This window comes from Pseudidiomarina salilacus (assembly GCF_047323925.1).
In the GTDB taxonomy this organism is placed as follows: Bacteria; Pseudomonadota; Gammaproteobacteria; order Enterobacterales; family Alteromonadaceae; genus Pseudidiomarina; species Pseudidiomarina salilacus.
In genome coordinates, this window is the sequence record NZ_CP178751.1 from 237,578 (window position 1) to 252,399 (window position 14,822).

Sequence of the window (14,822 nt, forward strand, 5' to 3'; positions counted from 1 at the left end):
TCTGCTTTCCGTAAAGCTGCGGCACAACTTAAAACGCAACAGCGAGATGCAATGAAAGACGAACGCGACCTCAGTGAACTTATTGAAATCATTCCTGATGCAGCCCTTGTTGTCAATCAGCAGGGCACTATTGTGCTAGTGAACCGCTTGGCTGCCGACATGTACGGTTATGAGCATAGCGAATTACTGGGCGCTTCGCTCAATCTTTTACTACCAGAAGCCATTCGTACGCGACATGATGCTCATTTAGCGAGCTTCTTCGGGCGCGCCGAGAATCGTCCGATGGGTCGTGGGCTGCGTTTTCAAGGGCAACGCAAGAGTGGTGAGCTCTTTCATGTCGATATTATGCTCAGTCATGTTCACATTAAAAAAGTGTCCTATGCGATTGCTTTTATTCGTGATCTCACGCCCATGCGTGAAGCTGAAGATAAAATTCGTCGTGAACTGGCGATCGAGCGGCAACAGGCACTTACCGATTACTTGACAGGAGTCGGTAACCGTCGCGCGTTTGTGAGTGAGCTTGAGACAAGCATCGAAGAGTTAAGTCAAAGTGGTCACCCATTTGCATTGGCACTGATCGATATAGACAATTTTAAACAGCTGAACGATTCATTTGGCCACGAGGTGGGTGATAAAGCTTTGCAGCAAATTGCCCACTGCATTCAGGAGCAGTGCCGCGGCAGTGATTTTCTGGCGCGTATCGGGGGCGATGAATTCGCGTTGATTCTGCCGCTTATCACACCAGACGCGGTACAAGCGGTTATTGCCAGAATTAACAGCGGTGTAGCAACCTTAAGTAATCAGCAGCAATGGCAGGTCTCGTTGTCGATCGGCGTGTGCTTTTGTGATGCGTTGACAGCAGATTTGACCGTCGAGACAATCATGCGGCATGCAGATGCAGCGATGTACCAGGGTAAGCGTAACGGTAAAGGGCGGATTAACGTGGCGAGTTTGACGTCCGTAGATTCTGCATAAAGGCCATCAAAGATTTAATTGACATTGGCTTCGCGTACAAATAACCCTGCACTTCTTCACAACCTTCGCGGGCAAGGTATTTAGCCTGTTGATGGTTTTCAACACCCTCGGCAATGACGCGCAGATTAAGCGCATTCCCCATGGCGATAATAGTTTTTACTAGGCGCGCATCTTGCGGATTTTTATTGATGTCGCGAATAAAGCTTTGGTCTATTTTCACTTCATTGATAGGTAACAGGCGCAAGGTGCTAAGCGAAGAGTAGCCAGTACCAAAATCATCAAGCGATACTTGTACACCGCGCTCGGTTAACACTTTCAAAGCGTTGCGAATGCCCTCCAGATTCAACAGTGCCGACGTTTCGGTCAACTCAAGTTCAATTGCCGACCATGGCCCATCAAGTTCGGCTAAATTATGTAAAAAGCGTTGTGTGCTGTGCGAAGTGTCGAAGTCATTTGCGGACACGTTGAACGATACTCGTGGAATCGCCTCGTGCAATAAGCCAGACTGTTGTAATTCACGGATGGCACACTGCATGACAAAGTCGGTGATGTCACTAATCAGACCATGTTGTTCGGCTAGCGGTATGAAAACATCGGGCGAGATCATGCCGTCTTCTGGATGGTGCCAACGACATAGCACTTCAACACCAGAAATCTCATGACCGCCGAGTTTAAACTGCGGTTGATAAACAATAGTTAATTTATCTTGTGCAATGGCCGCCTTAAGTTCAAACAACAGACGGTTGCGCTTTGAGGCGTTCTCACCGTATTCACTTTTATAGACCCGCAAGCGATTGCTGCCCATGGATTTTGCTTCTTCCAATGCCATAGTTGCGGCAACGATGAGTTGTTTCGCACTGGTGCCGTCATTGGGATAGCGCGCTAAGCCAAAACAAGCTGTTAATGAAACGTCAGGCAAGTTTACGAGCCGCAACGCACGTACTTTCTGCTGCAGATGCTGAATTTGTGGCAATACTTCATCTGGCCAAGCAGCGGAGGGAATAGCTACGGCAAACTCATCGCCACCGAAGCGACTTAACAGGGCGCGTTGAGTAAAGTGTTCGCGCAGTAAGTTCGCCAGTTCTTGCAAGTAGCGGTCACCCGTTTCCGTTCCTGCATTTGCATTGAGCTGTTTGAAACCATCTAAATTGAGCACCACCAACACCAAACTTTGCTCATGTTCTTTGCAGAACAGCAACTCACTGTCGAGCTCGCGACCTAGCATATGCCGATTCAATAAGCGCGTGAGGGGATCACGCTCAGATAGATTGCGTTCACGGTCAAGTGCGTGTTTGGCTAACAGGTAGAGAATTCCAGCGGTTACAACGACGTAAGCCCAACCTTTAAACGTCTGCAATTCGGTGAGCAGGTTAGAATCAGCGACAAAAGTAAGCAATATCTGGTCGGAGAATCGAATCCAAACCAAACCTAAAATGAGATAAATAAGAGCGATGGTTCCGGCAGCGCGGCGCGGTGACATGAACGACTGTACTCCTTGAATTGCTTATGTATTAACAGTAGCAAGGAGTACAGAATTTGCCAGTTTTTAGTTGCTTAAGTAGTTGTTATGAAACTTCAAATGTTCTTCAATAAAGCTCGCGATGAAATAATAACTGTGATCATAGCCTTCTTGCATGCGCACTTCGGCAATCAGGTCGAGCTCCTCAGCTAAATCGTGCAACACGCTAAAGTTAAGTTGCTCAGCTAAAAAGTTATCCGCACTGCCTTGGTCGACGAGTAATGGCGGACATGCTTTGCCAGCGCGCAGCAGTTCCACCGCATCGTATTCGCGCCAAGCTTGGCGGTCATCACCTAAATAACCACTAAATGCTTTATGTCCCCACGGACACTGAGTCGGGTGCGCAATAGGTGCAAATGCCGAAACGCTGGCAAAACGCCCGTGCTCGCGCAACGCCATGATCAGGGCGCCGTGCCCACCCATGGAGTGGCCACTGATACTAAATTGACCGGACAACGGCAGTTCGTGGCTGACCAGATCGAGGAGCTCTTTGGTGATGTAGTCGTACATTTGGTAGTGCTTAGCCCACGGCTGCTGCGTTGCGTTGACGTAAAAGCCAGCGCCCTTGGCAAAGTCATAAGCGTCGTCATCAGGCACCTCATCGCCGCGCGGACTAGTGTCGGGAATAATGAGTGCGAGGCCAAGTTGGGCGGCGACACGTTGTGCACCAGCCTTACTGCTAAAGTTCTCGTCAGTACAAGTGAGTCCCGACAGCCAGAGTACGGCAGGAACGGGACCATGTTTACCAGCATGTGGCGGCAAGTAGACGCTGAACTGCATGGTGCAGTTCAGTGTCTCCGCGACGTGTTCATAGCGGCGCTGTTCGCCGCCGAAGCAGCGCACGTTGCTTACCAGTTTCAGCTTGCTAGATGACATCGTCAGCATCCTTATTTTTTGTCGAAATGAATGACCGAGCGAATCGATTTACCTTCGTGCATCAACTCGAAGGCATGATTGATGTCCTCAAGACCCATAGTGTGAGTGATGAAGGTACTCAATTTGAATTCGCCATCGAGGTAACGCTGAACGTAGTCGGGCAACTGGCTACGGCCTTTAACGCCACCGAAGGCACTGCCGCGCCACACGCGACCGGTCACCAACTGGAACGGGCGGGTAGAGATTTCTTCGCCAGCACCGGCGACACCGATGATGACCGATTCACCCCAGCCTTTGTGGCAGCACTCAAGTGCTGAGCGCATGACTTTGACATTACCGATACACTCAAATGAGAAGTCGACGCCGCCGTCGGTCATTTCAACAATCACTTCTTGAATCGGCTTGTCGTAATCGTTCGGGTTGACGCAATCGGTCGCGCCAAGCTGTTTGGCAATTTCGAATTTGTCTTCGTTGATATCAATCGCGATGATGCGGCTTGCTTTGGCCATCACTGCGCCAATGATGACCGCTAAACCGATGCCACCAAGACCGAATACTGCAACAGTATCGCCTGCTTTCACTTTTGCTGTGTTACGCACTGCGCCCATGCCGGTAGTGACGCCGCAACCGAGCAAGCAGACTTCCTCTAAAGGCGCTTCTTTACTGACCTTAGCAAGGGCAATTTCTGGAACGACCGTGTACTCCGAGAACGTCGAGGTTCCCATGTAGTGATAGATTGGCTTGCCATCTTTCGAAAAGCGAGTTGTGCCGTCGGGCATCAAGCCTTTACCTTGGGTGGTGCGGATCGCTTGGCACAGGTTTGTTTTACCTGATTTACAGAACTTACATTCACCGCACTCGGGCGTATAAAGCGGAATCACATGATCGCCAACTTCAACACTGGTGACACCTTCACCGACAGCTTCGACAATACCGCCACCTTCGTGACCAAGAATCGCTGGGAAGATGCCCTCGGGATCGCTACCTGACAGGGTATAGGCGTCAGTATGGCAGACGCCGGTAGCCACGATTCGCACCAGTACTTCACCTTTTTGCGGTGGCATCAAATCGACTTCTTCAATCGATAAAGGTTCGCCTGGTCCCCAAGCAACTGCCGCGCGTGTTTTGATCATTTCCATGGTTTCGTCCTTTTACATCTGAGTAAGACAACTAGTTTAGTCAATCAATGGTACAACGTACGCAGCGATTCGACAAAACGACCCAAAAAAAAGCCGCTCACGAGGAGCGGCTAAAATTGCAGAATAAAGCAACTGCTAGATGAACTTAAAGTGCATTACCGTCGCTATCAAGAATAGTGACTTCACCTAAGTTCAGACTACGTACGTCGTCTTCGATTTGACTCAAGTCGCCAATGATGACCCAAGTTAAAGCGTCTGGGCGGAGCACTTCGTCAGCAGTGTCCTGTACGGTTTGTAATTCCACCGAGTTGACACGTTGACCGTAAGTTTCTAACCACTCCATGCCTCTACCTTTTTCAAGCGTATCGACAATTGAGCCCAGCAAAGCTGACTTAGTTTCATATGCACCTGGCAATTTCGCAGTTTTGTTCGCAACAACTTTCGCGAGCTCGTCTGCCGTTGCAGGGTTATCACCTAAGTAACCGTTGAATTCTTTCAAGATTTCTTGAATCGATTCTTTGGTTTTGTCCGTTTGTACTGGCGCAGACGCCAAGATCATGCCGGCTTCGTCAGCTGCAAACCAGCTTGAACGCGCACCATATGACCAACCTTTGTCTTCACGCAGGTTCATGTTCAAACGACTGGTGAAGCTACCACCAAGGATGGTGTTCATCACGTCAACGGCGATTTCGTTGTCTGCACCGTCGGCTGGTGCCAAGTGACCGGCAATAATGGTCGACTGTGGCGTGCCTGGCTGATCAATCAAGTACACGCGCGCTTCTTGCTGCGGTTGTACGTCGGTGAACTGCTTGCTCGGTGCTGGAGCCGCTGGCGCTTGCCATTGACCCAAGTACTCTTCAAGCAACGGCTTGATTTCAGCTTCAGTTGTTGCGCCGACAATCACCAAACGTGAAAGATCAGGGCGTAACCAGGTGTCAGCATGGGCGACTAAATCGGCGCGGGTCAAAGAGTTGATCGATTCTTCGGTGCCTGAGCCAGTAAATGGAATGCTATACGCATGGTTGTCACCGAAAATTAGTTTCGGTAAGACGCGATACGCTTGTGAAGTCGGTTGTGCTTTCTCTTTCTTAATATTCTCGATCCATAAGCCACGCTTACGTTCGATTTCCTCGTCAGAGAATGCTGGATTCATCAACACGTCCGCCATGATTTCAAGGCTTGGTTCAAGATTGGTAACCAAACTATCCATGCTAACGGTTGAGTTATCTAAGCTGGCACTAGCGAACAAGTTGGTACCTAAAGTTTCTAGCTCTTTGCTTAACTCAAGGCTATCACGTGAAGTGGTACCTTCGCGCAACATGCTCATGGTGTAGCTCGCTGTACCAACTTTACCGCCAAAGTCAGCAGCATAGCCGCTGTCAATGACAAGGCGCATTTGTACAGTTGGTACGTCATGACGCTCAGCTAACGCAACTTCTAAGCCGTTTGACAAGGTAAAGGTAGTCAATTCAGGCAAGTCTAGCTGTGGCAAGTCACCTACTTCAGGAAGCTTCGAGCGGTCAGCTTGCGCTTCACCAGCTGCATACTTTGGCTGTGGTACAACGTTCAAGACGAAAGCACCGTCAGTCAACCAACGTTGCGCAGCTGCTTGAATCGTTGCAGGCGTCGCGTTTTTCAGCTGTTCCATGCTGGTTTCATAATAGCCTGGGTCGCCGTGATAAACTTCACCAGCTGCTAATACGTCAGATTTACCACCGAAACCACCGATGCGCTCAACGCCACGCACAAAGCCAGCTACTGAGCTGAATTTAGTCCGCGCGACTTCTTCAGCCGTTGGGCCTTCAGCGATGATTTTTGCAAGTTCTTCGTCGATAATCGCTTCGATGCGATCCATGTCAACGCCTGGCTTGGCATCAGCGATGATGAAGAACTGTCCCGCTAAGGTACGTTCGTACTGGAAGCCTGAAACCATGCTCGCGATTTGCTCATCATAGACCAGACGCTGATACAAGCGTGAGTTCTTACCAGATGCTAAAATGTCAACTAACAGACTCAAGTAAGTCGAGTCGGCAGTGCCCATTTCTGCAGTATTCCAAAGCTTGTAAAGACGCGCTGCAGGAACGTTATCTTCCATGGTTGCACGTTTGGTGCCTTCGCTCTTAGCAATCCAGCTCTCAAGTTTTTTCAGTGGCTTACCAGGCGCAATATGACCAAAGTACTTGTTCATTTTTTCTTTGGCAGTTGCCACATCAATGTCACCAGCCAACACTACAACCGCATTGGCAGCGCCGTAGTAATCGTTGAACCATTGGTGCACATCTTCAAGTGAAGCAGCGTTCAAGTCTTCCATTGAACCGATGACCGACCAGGAATACGGATGCCCTTCAGGGAAGGTTTGCTCAGCTAAGTAGCCGAATACGCGACCGTAAGGCTGTGCTTCGCCTTGACGTTTTTCGTTTTGTACGACGCCACGTTGCTCGTCAAGCTTCTCTTGCGTAACCGCGCCAAGCAAGTGCCCCATGCGGTCTGATTCCATCCACAAGGCCATATCAAGGGCCGGGGTTGGTACGTTTTGGAAGTAATTGGTACGGTCACTGTTGGTGGTACCGTTCATGTCGGTCGCGCCGGCACGTTCAAACGGACCAAAGTACTCGTCGTCGTAGTTTTCAGTACCGTTGAACATCAAGTGTTCGAATAAGTGTGCGAAGCCAGTAATGCCAGGGCGTTCGTCTTTCGAGCCCACTGCATACCAGACGTTCACGGCAACGATAGGGGCTTTACGGTCTTCGTGGACCACCACGCGTAGACCATTATCAAGGGTGAAGCTTTCGTATTTGATTTCGACTTCAGGTAAATTTTGTTGCTGCATCACTGCGGCTGCAGTGGTGTTATTGGCTTGTTGTGCCGTAGCAGTACAGCCACCGAGTAGCACTGATGCTACCGCGACAGCGGTTAACGTTTTGGATAATCGCATAGCTCTCTTCCGTTTTTGTTGTTTAACCCGTCGATAATAAAACAGTGGGGGAGTGTTGTAATGGTGTAAACAGTGAAAAAATGTAACAAGATTGGTCTAACGGCACAGCGCTTCCAATTGGCGTGCTAATCTAGGATAATGGCGCGTCGTTGTCAGGCAAGCGAAGATACTGAGTGTGGGAAAAACAACTATCATAGCGATTGCGGGTGCGTCCGCATCAGGGAAAAGCCTTTTCGCCTCTACCGTCTACCAAGAATTGGTGGCCGAGTTGGGCGGTAATGGTATCGCCATTATCAATGAAGATGCGTACTATCGTGATCAGAGTCATTTGACCTTCGAACAACGTCAATTGACCAATTACGACCATCCTTCCGCGTTCGAACATGAGTTGTTGGTCCAGCATTTAAAACAATTGAGTAGCGGTGAAGCCATTGCCATGCCGCAATACAATTATAAAACGCACACCCGTACTGATGAATCCATTCACGTGCAGCCTGGTAAAGTGATCATGGTAGAAGGGATTCTATTGCTCCATGACCCACAATTGCGTAAGTTATTCGATATCTCGGTTTTCATGGATACACCTTTAGACGTTTGTTTACTGCGTCGTATGCTGCGAGACGTTGAAGAGCGCGGTCGTACCATTCAGTCGGTAGCCGAGCAGTACGAAGAAACCGTACGACCTGCATTCTTTGAGTTTATCCTGCCTTCGAAGCAATTTGCTGATTTGGTAGTGACGCGCGGCGGTCAAAATGAGATTGCCATCGACCTGATAAAATCGAAAATTCGCCAGTTACTGGCGGAATAAGAACCAACTAATAAAACGGTCATTTTATGAATAGTTTTCTCGGCATCGCCATTCTCTTCCTGATTGCCTTTTTGTTCTCAAGTAGTCGTAAAAATATTCGCTGGCGCACTGTTATCGGTGCCTTTGTTATTCAAGTCTCGTTAGGCGCCTTTGTGCTCTACGTGCCGTTTGGGCAAGACGTTTTGTACGGCGTTGCTGCTGGCGTTGCCAAAATCATTTCGTTCACCAGTGCCGGCATTGAGTTTATGTTCGGAGGCTTGGCCTCAGCAGAATTTGGCTTCGTGTTCGCGATTCAAGTGCTGAGCGTTATTGTGTTCTTCTCATCATTAATCTCAGTGTTGTATTACCTAGGTGTGATGAAATGGATTATCAAGATCCTCGGTGGCGCGCTGCAAAAAGCAATTGGCAGTAGTCGTCCAGAATCCATGTCTGCTGCCGCCAACATTTTCGTGGGACAAACGGAAGCACCGATGATGGTGCGTCCGTTTATCTCCAGCATGACACGCTCAGAATTATTCGCCGTTATGGTCGGTGGCATGTGTTCGGTTTCGGGGTCAGTATTGGCAGGTTATGCCGGCGTTGGCGTTGAGCTGAAATACCTTATTGCAGCTAGCTTCATGGCCGCTCCAGCAGGCTTAATGATGGCGAAAATGATCATTCCAGAGCTCGATAAGCCGCGTGAAGACATCGAAACCATCATTGACGGTACTAATAGCCAGAAAGCCGGCGATATTCAGGTTGAAGACCGCTCAGTAAACGTTATAGATGCCGCTGCTGCCGGTGCGTCAAGCGGTATGCAATTGGCTATCAACGTGGGCGCAATGTTGATTGCGTTCGTGGCCTTGATTGCCCTGATTAATGGCATTTTTGGTTGGGTCGGCGGCTGGTTTGGTTATCCTGAACTGTCGCTGCAAGAAATTTTCGGCTATGTATTCCAGCCCATTGCCTATGTACTTGGAGTGAACTGGGATGAAGCACAACTTGCGGGTAGCTTCATTGGCCAGAAGTTAGTTATCAATGAATTCGTCGCTTATCTCGACTTTGTGAACTACAAAGACCAGTTAAGTGAACATAGCCAAGTGATCATCACCTTTGTGCTCTGCGGCTTTGCTAACTTCTCGTCCATCGCCATTTTACTCGGCGGTCTCGGCGGTATGGCTCCTAGTCGCCGCCACGACATCGCGCGGCTTGGTCTGCGTGCACTGCTCGCGGCAACGCTTGCGAATATGATGAGCGCAGCTATCGCTGGCTTTTTCTTCAGTATTTCCTAGGTATTTAAACAATTTCCACAAAGCCCGCGCATGCGGGCTTTTTTGTTTCTATTTGTCGGTATTGTTTTGAAATTATGTTGCCTTTTCTTGGGGGGAGGGTATCTTTGTGACTTATGTTGCTAAAATGGATTGGTTATGACCGAAACAAAAAAGCATTATTCAATACGAGCGTGGCTTATTGGTCTTATTGCTAGTTGCGCTGGTCTCATGATGGGCGTGTGGATGGGCGTCGGTATGGCTCCCATCCCGCTGTTAAAAAGCGAAGGCGGCTTCATTTATTTCATGGGAATTGTTGAAGAAAGCGTAGCTAAGGGCGATATCCCAGAAGCTAAACGGCGGCTAGATACTTATTATCTGAGCACTGTTGATTTGCTCCTTGATGACCTTTATCAGAACGAATTTTTTCTTAATGAAGCGCAGATGAAAGAGTGGCAATTTGTGCTTGAGGAACGGATAAAGGAGACGGAAGAATGAAAATTTTAATGCCGTTACTGTCCTTTGTTCTATTTTGCATCGTGGGTATCGTAATAGGTTTCCAAATGGCGCGGATATCAACACTCGAAAATGAATTGCGCCGCTACGTTATTGCAGTCGAGATTCAGCAGCGATTGCATGATAATGACATTGCTACGGCGCATTCGCTATTAAAACGCACCCTCAATGAGTCTAACTTAATTGTCGAGGCTCTGGCGGACACTGATCGGGACTATTACGATAAGCATCGCGATAGAGTGGGACGCCAAATGACAACTGAAAATAACTTAGCGGAACCTGAATAGCCAAACTGTTTAAAACCGCTTGAAAGGGAAGGGCTGCCAAGTGCAGCCCTTTCTGTGTCTGTTATTTGTAAAGATATGCGCAAAGGACTTCTTTTGGGGCTGCTGACGGTAGCAGAGCTTTCCTGATGCCACACCGACGCGCCAATACACCTTTGATGCACAAGGGCAACTGACACAACTCACTGCCGGCAATGCGGTTTGGTCCTATTGGTATAACACCTTGGGCTTGCTGGAGAGTGAGCAACTGAGCATTGATGGTCTGCAGTTTCTGACCGACTATGGCTATAACACCGCGGGACACCGGGTGTCGGCCATTTATCCGTCGGGCCGTGTCGTGGGCTATGCCCCGAACGCGTATGGCGAGCCAACGCAAGTGGGGAGTTATGCCACCAATGCCAGTTACTACGCCAACGGCATTGTGCGTGGCTACGATACCCCGAATTGGCTAACGCTTTGGCAAACCCTAGACGCTCAGCAACGCCTTAAGAAGCGCGAAGTATTGGGCGGTGGCGTCCACGTGGTGGAGCTCAGCTACACCTACGATGCGAACCATAATATCCAAAGTATCATCGATGGCGTCAATGGCACCCATAGCGTTACAGGCCTCAGTTATGATGGCCTTGACCGCTTAGTTGCTGCCACGGGGCATTGGGGCCATGGTAGCTTTAGCTACGATAGCAACGGCAACATCGTGACGCGGCAGCTTGGTAGTGCGAGCGACACCTATCACTACGATAGTGCCAAACGCCTGACACATATCAGCGGCAGCACTGCGCGAAACTTTAGTTACGATAACCGCGGCAACGTCATTAGCAATGGCCAGCGCAGCTTTAGCTTCAACCGCGCGGGACACATCAGCGGCTCAGGAGGCATCAGCTACCGCTACGACGGCCACGGTCGCCGCGTGGCGAAGACAGTTTCAGGCAGCACCACTTACAGCTATTACAGCCAAGCGGGGCAATTACTTGGCACCTACGCCGATGGCGATTACACTGACTACTATTACTTAGGTCGTGAAATGGTGGCGCGCTACAGCGATAGCACGCAAAGCGATGCGCCTGGCTACACCGGCCACGTTGAAGACGACGACCTCGGCCTCGTGTATATGCAGCAGCGTTACTACGATGCCAACATTGGGCGGTTTTATTCGAATGACCCGGTTGGTTTCAAAGCTAGCAACCCGATGCTGTTTAACCGATACGCGTATGCGAATAATAACCCGTATAAGTATGTGGATCCGGATGGTGCTGAGCCCATCCCATTTTCACGAGCTGAACTAGCCGATACGCGCGCACTTGCAAGTGGACAAATAAGTCGGGGACAGTTTGCGAGTAGAGCCGCTTCACGCAGTGTTGGAGCAGGGGGAGTGCTTCGTTTGACTCCAACCGGACGAGCACTATCGTTGGCTCGGATGGTGATTGGAGCTGTTTTTAGTGAGTCTGATGATGCAGATGACTTTGTAGAAGATTTAAAAAGTAGATCCGAACCTGATATTAATAGTAGCAAGGGTAAGGTAAGAACTTTAACAGATGGAACGACTGTAGATGAAGCATTTGATGATTTTCCGGGGCAGGTTGGTGAAGCCTCAGACGGCTCAACAATAAAAACAACAAATGACGGAACTATAGCGCATGTTCATAGTTCTAGCACAGACAATGGGCGAAAAACATTGACTGTTACGAAGCCGAATACCAGAAGAGCAATAAAATTTAGAGAGCCTCAGATAGGCAGCAGAATACGAAGGTAATAATAGAAGAGAACCGTTAACGTCTATTGCGTCGAAATGAAAGCCAAATGGTGCATAATTGAATAATTACTTAACTAAAATAGAGAGTGAGCTTGGGAACTGGAGAGAGCTCCCAGAAAACCCATTTAAGAAAAGATTACATTATGCAGTCTTCTCTTCCTTAAACGATCAGTTGATTGATCAAGCTTTGTATGAAGCTATTTTTCAACTGAATGAAAACAATGGAAACAACAGGTTGATTTTTAAATCATTTCTAGATGTGGTCGGAAGAATTCCAAATCTGCTTATTCAACGTAATAAGAGGTGGGAAGAGGTAGAAAGTTTCCAAGACTCGAGTCTCGTAAATGAAGGTTTCTATATTACAGGGGAAAAGTTAAATTGGCTCGGAATTTATCATCCAGATAATTATTTTGTATTGGGCACCTCCCAAAATGGACTAGAGGATGTCTGTAAACATGTATATGGCCATGTAGATTGGGTACAGGAATTTATTAATCAATACGAGACCGGCAAGCTAGAGATCTATCAACAGGACTTTGAAGAGTTAAAAAGACACCTTTTATAGTGAGTATATAGCGGTGGCGTCCACTTGGTGGAGCTCAGCTACACCTATGATGCGAACCATAATATCCAAAGCATCATCGATGGCGTCAATGGCACCCATAGCGTTACAGGACTCGAGGGTGTTCAATATTCTGTGTCAGCACTGCTTCGTCCGTAAGCCATCGGCCTTGGTGTTGTGGTGACGTCAGTATCTTAGGTCGTGGGCTATGCCCCGAACGCGTATGGCGAGCCAACGCAAGTGGGGAGTTATGCCACCAATGCCAGTTACTACGCCAACGGCATTGTGCGTGGCTACGATACCCCGAATTGGCTAACGCTTTGGCAAACCCTAGACGCTCAGCAACGCCTTAAGAAGCGCGAAGTGCATGGCGGTGGCAATCACGTGGTGGAGCTCAGCTACACCTATGATGCGAACCATAATATCCAAAGCATCATCGATGGCGTCAATGGCACCCATAGTGTTACAGGACTCAGTTATGATGGCCTTGACCGCTTAGTTGCTGCCACGGGGCATTGGGGTCAGGGTAGCTTTAGCTACGATAGCAACGGCAACATCGTGACGCGGCAGCTTGGTAGTGCCAGCGACACCTATCACTACGATAGTGCCAAACGCCTGACACACATCAGCGGCAGCACTGCGCGAAACTTTAGTTACGATAACCGCGGCAACGTCATTAGCAACGGCCAGCGCAGCTTTAGCTTCAACCGCGCGGGACAAATCAGCGGCTCAGGAGGCATCAGCTACCGCTACGACGGCCACGGCCGCCGCGTGGCGAAGACAATTTCAGGCAGCACCACTTACAGCTATTACAGCCAAGACGGCCAATTACTTGGCACCTACGCCGATGGCGATTACACTGACTACTATTACTTAGGTCGTGAAATGGTGGCGCGCTACAGCGATAGCACGCAAAGCGATGCACCCGGCTACACCGGCCACGTCGAAGACGACGACCTCGGCCTCGTGTATATGCAGCAGCGTTACTACGATGCCAACATTGGGCGGTTTTATTCGAATGATCCTATTGGATTCCGTGATATACATAGCTTTAATCGTTATGCCTACGCGAATAATAATCCATATAAATACATTGATCCTTCAGGTATGTGCTCTAATGCTCCGGGAACCGATGCAAACGATGTTTGTCAAAGTGCATCGAATCTAAATATTAGTCAAAAAGGAATTGACCATATTAAGAAATCTGAAAATGACACTGGTAATTTAAGTGTTCAAGATGATGGTTTAGGTAACCCAACAGCAGGCTATGGACATAAAGTCACTCCACAAGATAATTTGAAAATGAATGATCCTATTTCACAATCAAAAGCTGACAGCTTGCTCGCGCAGGATATTGCTATTGCGGAAGGAGTAGTTGAGAATCTAGTCGGTTCATTACCTGTATCGCAGAATGAATTTGATGCTTTGACTGATTTAGCTTTTAACGTAGGAGCTGGAAAGCTAAGTCCGCAAAATAGTCCTGGCTTGAACGCAGCCATAAAAGCTGGTGATTATGAAGGTATGTCAAACAACCTGAAATATACACGAGGCGTTAATAAACAAGGACAATCTTTATCCTTGCCCGGATTAGCAACACGAAGTGCCGAAAGAAGGACTATTTTCCGAGGTAATATCCAGTATAAGAACCCATAATTAAAGAGATAAATAGTGTGTTAATTAGAAAAATAAAACTTGATGTATTAATAATAATAATGTGCATGTTTGGGATAAATGTGCATGCTAAAAACATAGACGAATGTATGACAAAAGCCTATTCTCAGATAGAAATGAATCAATGTGCAGGATTGTCTTTAAAGGCAGCCGAACAGGAGCTTGAAAGAGTTAGTAAGAAAATTGAAGAGGTTTACGCACACGATGAAAACTTCTTGAAGATGCTAGAAAAATCGCAGAGTGTTTGGAAGGAATCTGTTAAAGCTGAAATGGATTTAATGTTTCCTGCACCTGATAAACAAAAATCTTACGGCTCAGTATACCCACTATGTGCATCTGGATTTAAATTAAGATTAACTCTACAAAGAATAGAGTACTTAAAGGCTTGGCTAAAAGGACATTCTGGAGGTAACGCCTGTTCTGGTTCTATTATGCATGAATATTGTATCAACAATGAATGCTAGAATTTAATTATGGACCTATATGGACATCCATGATTGATAATTCCTAGATTCAACTAATAACTGCAACACTCGCTCA

At 48.1% G+C, this 14,822-nt stretch carries 13 protein-coding genes; 9 read left to right on the top strand and 4 right to left on the bottom strand.

Annotated elements, in window-relative coordinates; all coding sequences use genetic code 11:
• The first annotated feature begins 51 nt into the window (after positions 1-51).
• Positions 52-975 carry a diguanylate cyclase domain-containing protein gene (locus tag ACJ8W9_RS01120; RefSeq protein ID WP_411358096.1) on the top strand — a complete coding sequence of 308 codons (924 nt, stop codon included), beginning with the start codon at positions 52-54 and terminating at the stop codon, positions 973-975.
• Here the strand turns inward: ACJ8W9_RS01120 and ACJ8W9_RS01125 are convergent.
• The 4 genes from ACJ8W9_RS01125 to ACJ8W9_RS01140 all read right to left on the bottom strand — a co-directional run bounded on the left by ACJ8W9_RS01125 (position 938) and on the right by ACJ8W9_RS01140 (position 7,444).
• The gene (locus tag ACJ8W9_RS01125) at positions 938-2,455 is read right to left on the bottom strand and encodes a putative bifunctional diguanylate cyclase/phosphodiesterase (protein ID WP_411358097.1); all 1,518 of its coding nucleotides are present in this window, start codon (positions 2,453-2,455) and stop codon (positions 938-940) included. The two genes, ACJ8W9_RS01120 and ACJ8W9_RS01125, sit on opposite strands and share 38 nt — an antisense overlap.
• A 66-nt stretch (positions 2,456-2,521) precedes the next feature.
• Positions 2,522-3,370, bottom strand: a complete 849-nt coding sequence (gene fghA / locus ACJ8W9_RS01130) for an S-formylglutathione hydrolase (protein ID WP_411358098.1) — start codon at positions 3,368-3,370, stop codon at positions 2,522-2,524.
• Between the two features lie 11 nt (positions 3,371-3,381).
• The gene (locus ACJ8W9_RS01135; RefSeq protein ID WP_411358099.1) at positions 3,382-4,509 is read right to left on the bottom strand and encodes an S-(hydroxymethyl)glutathione dehydrogenase/class III alcohol dehydrogenase; all 1,128 of its coding nucleotides are present in this window, start codon (positions 4,507-4,509) and stop codon (positions 3,382-3,384) included.
• Between the two features lie 145 nt (positions 4,510-4,654).
• The gene (locus ACJ8W9_RS01140; RefSeq protein ID WP_411359997.1) at positions 4,655-7,444 is read right to left on the bottom strand and encodes a M16 family metallopeptidase; all 2,790 of its coding nucleotides are present in this window, start codon (positions 7,442-7,444) and stop codon (positions 4,655-4,657) included.
• Between the two features lie 175 nt (positions 7,445-7,619).
• On the opposite strand from ACJ8W9_RS01140, the gene udk reads away from it, so the two are divergent.
• The 8 genes from udk to ACJ8W9_RS01180 all read left to right on the top strand — a co-directional run bounded on the left by udk (position 7,620) and on the right by ACJ8W9_RS01180 (position 14,746).
• The gene (udk, locus tag ACJ8W9_RS01145; RefSeq protein WP_411359999.1) at positions 7,620-8,252 is read left to right on the top strand and encodes a uridine kinase; all 633 of its coding nucleotides are present in this window, start codon (positions 7,620-7,622) and stop codon (positions 8,250-8,252) included.
• Between the two features lie 26 nt (positions 8,253-8,278).
• The gene (locus tag ACJ8W9_RS01150) at positions 8,279-9,523 is read left to right on the top strand and encodes a NupC/NupG family nucleoside CNT transporter (protein WP_411358101.1); all 1,245 of its coding nucleotides are present in this window, start codon (positions 8,279-8,281) and stop codon (positions 9,521-9,523) included.
• Positions 9,524-9,658: 135 nt separating this feature from the next.
• Entirely contained in the window at positions 9,659-9,997 is a 339-nt protein-coding gene (locus ACJ8W9_RS01155; RefSeq protein WP_411360001.1) for a hypothetical protein, read from the top strand.
• Positions 9,994-10,302, top strand: a complete 309-nt coding sequence (locus ACJ8W9_RS01160) for a hypothetical protein (RefSeq protein WP_411360003.1) — start codon at positions 9,994-9,996, stop codon at positions 10,300-10,302. The genes ACJ8W9_RS01155 and ACJ8W9_RS01160 overlap by 4 nt, the downstream gene beginning before the upstream one ends.
• A gap of 220 nt (positions 10,303-10,522) precedes the next feature.
• Entirely contained in the window at positions 10,523-12,049 is a 1,527-nt protein-coding gene (locus ACJ8W9_RS01165; protein ID WP_411360005.1) for an RHS repeat-associated core domain-containing protein, read from the top strand.
• Between the two features lie 58 nt (positions 12,050-12,107).
• Positions 12,108-12,614, top strand: a complete 507-nt coding sequence (locus ACJ8W9_RS01170) for a hypothetical protein (protein WP_411360006.1) — start codon at positions 12,108-12,110, stop codon at positions 12,612-12,614.
• A gap of 198 nt (positions 12,615-12,812) precedes the next feature.
• Entirely contained in the window at positions 12,813-14,264 is a 1,452-nt protein-coding gene (locus ACJ8W9_RS01175; RefSeq protein WP_411360008.1) for a glycoside hydrolase family protein, read from the top strand.
• Between the two features lie 17 nt (positions 14,265-14,281).
• Positions 14,282-14,746: a lysozyme inhibitor LprI family protein gene (locus tag ACJ8W9_RS01180; protein ID WP_411358106.1), complete on the top strand. Its 465-nt coding sequence runs from the start codon at positions 14,282-14,284 to the stop codon at positions 14,744-14,746.
• Positions 14,747-14,822: the final 76 nt, after the last annotated feature.